Source organism: Candidatus Nanopelagicales bacterium (assembly GCA_018003655.1).
Lineage (GTDB): Bacteria > Actinomycetota > Actinomycetes > S36-B12 > UBA10799 > JAGNDY01.
Map to the genome: position 1 here is coordinate 5,674 of JAGNDY010000043.1, position 5,745 is coordinate 11,418.

Here is a 5,745-nt window from a genome sequence, read left to right on the forward strand (position 1 = left end):
GCAATCACGGTGGACATCGCTGACAACGGGTTGGTGCTGCGCAAACTCGCCGTCAGGGCGATCAGGAAAATGGGCAACGTGCACGACAGCGAGACGGTGGCGTAGATCATCCCGTAGACGAACATCCCCGCCGGACTCCCGCCGACGGTCCCGCGCATCTTGGGCAACGCGACGGTGACCTGTCGGCCGGTCAGCAACCACGCGCCCAGCAACACCAGGGCCGGTCCGACCAACAACGTGACGTAGGGGGTATAGGCGGTGATCCGCCACTCGGCGATGTTGGCGATGAGGCCGACTGCGCTGAACACCGCCACGAAACCAGCCGTCATTGCGCCAGCAACGGCCAGACTTCGCCGAACCGGATGGGCTCGTTGCCCCGACTGCTCGTCGCCCAGAAACAGCGCCAGGTAACCGGGCAGGAGTGCGAAACCACACGGATTGAACGCCGCCAGCATGCCGGCAGTCAACGAGGCGCCCAGGGCTGCGTACTCCATCTGGCTCCCTTCCTGCGGTGGCTAGCGTGACGGCGGCTCGTACTGTGCAGATCAGCATCTTGACGGTATGACTGGATGCAATCGCAACCCACAGATCCAGTGCGGGATTCCCAATCCCTCCTCCGACTTGATTGGCCTGGAGGGCTGGCGCCAGCGAAGTTCCGCCTATCACTCGTTGCTGACGGACCCAGCGTGACGGGAGTGCAGCGCCTGGCTCGCGCGGTTCATGCCGACGATGATCGCCGTCTTGCCCTTTGACTCGTACTTGGTCTGAATCGAATCTAACGCAGCCACCGCTGAGGGGTCCCAGATGTGCGCGTCTGACATGTCGATCACCACATCGTGGGGATCGGTCGCGTAGTTGAACTGGAACACCAGGTCGTTGCTACTGGCGAAGAAGAGCTCGCCAGTGACCTTGTAGATGCGGGTCTGCTCGTCGGGGTCCATGACCACCGAGACATCCACCATGTGGGCCACTCGACGAGCGAACATCACCATCGCCACGACGACACCGACGATGACCCCGATCGCCAGGTTGCTCGTAACCACGACGACAGCGACGGTCACCACCATCACAAAGGTCTCGGTCTTCGGCAGCCGTCGCAACGTCGACAACTTGACGCTGTGCCAGTCGAAGGTGGCGGCGGCAACCATGAGCATCACGGCGACCAACGCGGCCATCGGGATGAGCGACACCACGTCACCAAATACGACGACCAGAATCAGCAGGAATAGGCCCGCAAGGAATGTCGACAGACGCGTGCGGGCGCCGGCTGACTTCACGTTGATCATGGTTTGGCCGATCATTGCGCAGCCTCCCATTCCGCCGAAGAAGCCGGTGACTACGTTCGCGCAGCCTTGACCCCATGATTCGCGCGTCTTGTTCGAATGCGTGTCAGTGATGTCATCTACGAGCTTGGCCGTCATCAGTGACTCCATCAGACCAACCAGTGCAACAGCCAACGCGTAGGGAGCAATGATGCCCAGCGTCTCGGTGGTGAACGGCACGTCCGGTAGCAGGAACTGGGGGAAGCTGTCGGGCAGCGTGCCTTCGTCGCCGACGTTCGGCACATTCAGGCTGGCCAGCAAGGTGACGCCGGTGAGCACCAGGATCGCCACCAGCGGCGCTGGCACCGCCGTGGTCAGTCGCGGCAGCACGACGATCATGGCGATGCCCACCAAGACCATCGGATACACGAGCCACGGAACATCGATCAGGCTGGGGAGCTGGGCGAGCGCGATCAGAATGGCGAGCGCGTTGACAAACCCGATCATCACGCTGCGGGGGATGAACCGCATGAGTTTGGCGATTCCGCCGGCGGCGAGGATGACTTGGAAGATGCCGCCGAGGATCACGGCTGCAAACAGATACTGGACGCCATACTCGCGAGCCAGCGGTGCCACCACTAGCGCGATCGCACCTGTCGCGGCGGAAATCATGGCCGGACGGCCACCCAGGAACGCGATCGTCACCGCCATCGTGAACGAGGCGTAGAGCCCGACCTTGGGGTCCACCCCAGCAATGATCGAGAAGGAGATCGCCTCGGGGATTAGCGCGAGCGCGACAACGAGGCCTGCCAGCGTCTCGGTACGGATGACCCGTGGCGTGTACTTGGCGCGAAGTGAGCCAATGCTGGGACGCGTCGGCCCTTGGGGCGGCGCGGACATGACGGAGTTGGTCAACGGGACCTTTCAATCGCACGCACCGGGTGGGTCACCGGCGGCGTGGAGCGCGCAAGAGTGCGTCGCTCAAAGAACAGAAATCATCGGAGCCGGCGAGGATTACGCGCGGCTTCGTCCCTCTAGTGTCGCATCCAGCGAACTTCGACCCTCCGCTAGCGCGTGACGACGACGACGCCAGTCGGCTCACCATCCTGCAGGCGAGGCGCGCGAACCAGGGTCCAGTCCAGTTCAGAGGCAGCGAATACCTCATACTCTGCGGGCTTATCGGCGACGACTGCGCCACCGAGCTTCTGGAGGAGGAAGGAGATGACCTTGTCTCGCGGACCAAGACGCGGACCTCGTTGCCTCGGTCGAGCAGTAGATCAACAAGTGGCCCGCCGGTCTTTCCGGTGGCCCCAATAACCGCAAACTTCATCGTCGTCAGCCCCGTTCGGCCGTGGTGTGATCATGGGTGATCCTTGGTTGATCGCGGGTGACCTCGACAAACCGCGCGAGCAACTCGGCGAATCTGAGCCGATCGGCCGCGTTCCAATCACGCATTGCCTGGCCCAAGAAATCGGTCCGGAAAGCAGTACCGGCACGGGCAAGTGAGCGCCCGCGCCGAGTGAGCCGAACAGTGACGCGGCGGGCGTCGGTCCTTGACGGTCGCCGCTCAATAACACCGACCGACTCGGCCCGGTTGAGCAACCGACTCGCCGTTGAATGGGCGACATCCAGCGCATCGGCCAGGTCGGCCACGCTCACCTCTCGTCGATCCGCCATCCGGGTCAGCGCATCGGCAATCCACATCGTCGACAATTCGACTTCACCTAGTCGTGAATCAGACAGCCGATCGGGGGTCGACCACAGGTGGCGAAGACCCATTAGCGCTTCGTCGATTTGGACCAGGTCAGCGTCAGGCATCGGGCAACCAGACCTGCCGATTGGCGATGGCCCAATCCGCAAACGACATCGGGGGTTTGCCGGTCACTTCGGCCACATCGTCGGTTAGCCCGGCTGCTTTGCCGAGCCGGGCTATGGAGTAGATCGCCAGCGTGACCAACACCATTGCCCGTGGCATGCCCAGGACACTGGACGCGTGACGCATGTACGCGGCCAGACCCGGTTTCGCATAACGAATTGGTCGGCCGGTCACGTCGGTCAGGGTCGCCGCAACTTGCTCGTAGGTGAGAGCTGCTGGCCCGGTCGGGGTCCACGCCCTATCGACGTGAGCCGCTGGATTGAGTAAGGCCACGCTAGCCACGGCGGCGACGTCGGCGGCCGCCACGAAAGCGGTCTTCCCGTTGCCAGCCGGGACCATGATCTCGTCTCGATCCCGAATGTCAGTCACGTGCGTCGTGGACAGGTTTTCCATGAAGAACGACGGACGGACGAACGTCCAGTTCAGACCGCTCTGGAGCAGCCAGGCCTCGATCTTGGCGTGCGGGACGACCTTGTTGTTCTCCGCACCCTGCAACGAGAGCAGCACGATGTGTGTGACGCCAGCGGCCTTCGCCGCCGCCAACGACGGCACCATGTCACGCTTGATGTTGCTCAATTGCGGCGGCCGCATGAGGAACATCAACCTGACCCCCGCGAACGCGCTATCCCACGTTGATGGGTCGGTGAAGTCAAACCGCACGGCCTCTACGGATTCGCCGAATGTCTCGCTCACTTTTGCCGCATCTATGTCCGCGGCGCGCACAGAACGGCCCGCATTCACAAGGTCCGTCACGACCATTCGACCGATGTTTCCCAGCGCACCCGTAACGAGGATCGGGACATTGGTGTCATTCATCTAACCCTCCATATACATGTAGCATACATATATGTGGAGGGCTTACTGACACGTGCACTGTTCTGCCTGCGGCGCATGGAAGGTCAGCGAAACATCCACCGTTGGCACACGCACCGCCCTGCTCAACATCGCCTTCAGAGACGTCAACGATGCACACAGTCACGATTCGGTGATACGGCAACGCGCCCGGTTACCAAGCGCATTGTTCAAGAGGTTCGAGCCGACAACCTTGGGCTCAACGACTCCAGGACGCGCAGAAGTGCGCGTTGCCCCTGCCCTATCCCTCTGGAGCCTTCCTGCTGGGATCGTGGACCTCGCCGACTATCTGTTGCATCGTCGCGGCAAATCGTTCCTGACTGAACCGTCTCGCGTGAGCGTGCAGCACCTTCGGCTCGGTAGCGGGAACTCTTCTGATCGCATCTGCTACGGCTTCAGCGGTGGCTTCTTCGACGAATACGCCGCTAACGCCCTCGATGGTTGTGTCGAGGTATCCGCCGTAGCGCAGCACAATCGTCGGCTTGCCAAATTCGTTTGCTTCTAGCGGCGTCAGCCCGAAATCCTCCCGGGCGACGCTAACCACGGCACCGCAGGAAGAGTACAGCCACCGCAGTTGCGCGTCGCTCACTGTGCCAAGAGCCCGGACGCGCGAGGAGGTTGAGCCTGTAACCGTTTCGCTGCCGACCACGATCAGTCTCTGGTTCGGAAGGAGTCGCTCGACCGCATCCTCCACAATGCTGACGTTCTTGTAGCCTCGGCCCCGGCTAACCACCAACAGAAAGCCGGGCTCGAGGCCGCTCACTGGCGTCCGCGGGCCAGACCGGTCGAGCACGACGGGGGGCGGCAACAGCAACGCGTCCAGACCGTATGCCTGGCTGATCCGAGCCACCACCGCCCGTGAATTCCCCACATAGGTGTGCGCACGGCGCGCAGCTCGCCGATCCCAGGCTCGCAAGGCGGGGCCTAGCATCTGGGTAGCCACTCTCGCGCTGTGTGGGAGCCCGGCAAGATAGTCGGCGGGTTGGTACAGCCATCTCGCTGTGTTATGGCAGTAGACAATCTTCGGCTGCGGTCCCCCGATCCCGTGGGCCCAGCCACTGCTGCTGCATATGAGGATGTCGGCCCCTCTAACGGTGTGCTGGCTAAACGCCGGGGCGAGAAGTGGAAAGGCCCGGCGAGCGTCGGTTCGCAAACCTGACATGCGGTTGATTGACAGCGTCTCGACTTCAACGTCGCGGAATTCGGGAAAGCTGTGTTCGGGATCGTATAGCGCGGTGACAAGCCGCGAGTTAGGGAAGGCACGCAGCAGTGACAGCACGACCCGTTCGGCGCCACCGATCTGGGTTACATAGTCATGGACGATGGCGATGCGCGGGTCAGACACTCTGCTGGTATTGGCCACTGTGCACTCCGTCCGGCTCTGCACCTGCCCGGGTTCGCGGCCGCCGCGAGATTAGTCTCGGTACGCGCGGGACGGTGGCTTTCACGACAGGGCACGCCCGGGTTTGGCTTGGGTGGCGCGTCATCACGTTGCGAGCTTCACCACCTTGAAATCGAGCAATTGCTGAAGGAAGGCGGCGACGTCTGCCCTGCACGCTTCCTCAGCCACGTCGTATTCGCGGATCAAGATGGCGACGATCTCATCGGGGGTTCTCGGCTCCGTCAGAAGCGCCCAAATCCGCGTCGCAACAGTATCCAGCCCCACATAGTCGAGGTCGGGGCTCAGCAACACGTAATCATCGCCAACGTTCGCACCGAGCACATCCTGGTCGCGCACAAACAGCGCTCCCGCGG

General features: G+C 62.5%; 7 protein-coding genes. All 7 read right to left on the minus strand.

Annotated elements, in window-relative coordinates; translation table 11 throughout:
• On the minus strand, nt 1-494 hold a 494-nt coding region (locus KAZ48_07265; GenBank protein MBP7972583.1), incomplete at its 3' end, for a hypothetical protein.
• Nucleotides 495-662: 168 nt separating this feature from the next.
• Complete coding sequence (locus KAZ48_07270; protein MBP7972584.1) at nt 663-2,162, minus strand: SulP family inorganic anion transporter; 1,500 nt, start codon at nt 2,160-2,162, stop codon at nt 663-665.
• Between the two features lie 46 nt (nt 2,163-2,208).
• On the minus strand, nt 2,209-2,592 hold the full coding sequence (locus KAZ48_07275; protein MBP7972585.1) for an SDR family oxidoreductase: 384 nt from the start codon (nt 2,590-2,592) through the stop codon (nt 2,209-2,211).
• 5 nt (nt 2,593-2,597) lie between these two features.
• A complete protein-coding gene (locus KAZ48_07280; protein MBP7972586.1) occupies nt 2,598-3,080 on the minus strand; it encodes a MarR family transcriptional regulator in 483 nt (160 codons plus the stop codon).
• A complete protein-coding gene (locus tag KAZ48_07285; GenBank protein ID MBP7972587.1) occupies nt 3,073-3,954 on the minus strand; it encodes an NmrA family NAD(P)-binding protein in 882 nt (293 codons plus the stop codon). Before KAZ48_07285 ends, KAZ48_07280 begins: the two co-directional genes overlap by 8 nt.
• 277 nt (nt 3,955-4,231) lie before the next feature.
• Nucleotides 4,232-5,353, minus strand: a complete 1,122-nt coding sequence (locus tag KAZ48_07290; protein ID MBP7972588.1) for a glycosyltransferase — start codon at nt 5,351-5,353, stop codon at nt 4,232-4,234.
• 123 nt (nt 5,354-5,476) lie between these two features.
• Nucleotides 5,477-5,745: PqqD family protein (locus KAZ48_07295; GenBank protein ID MBP7972589.1), on the minus strand; the 269-nt coding region annotated here is incomplete at its 5' end.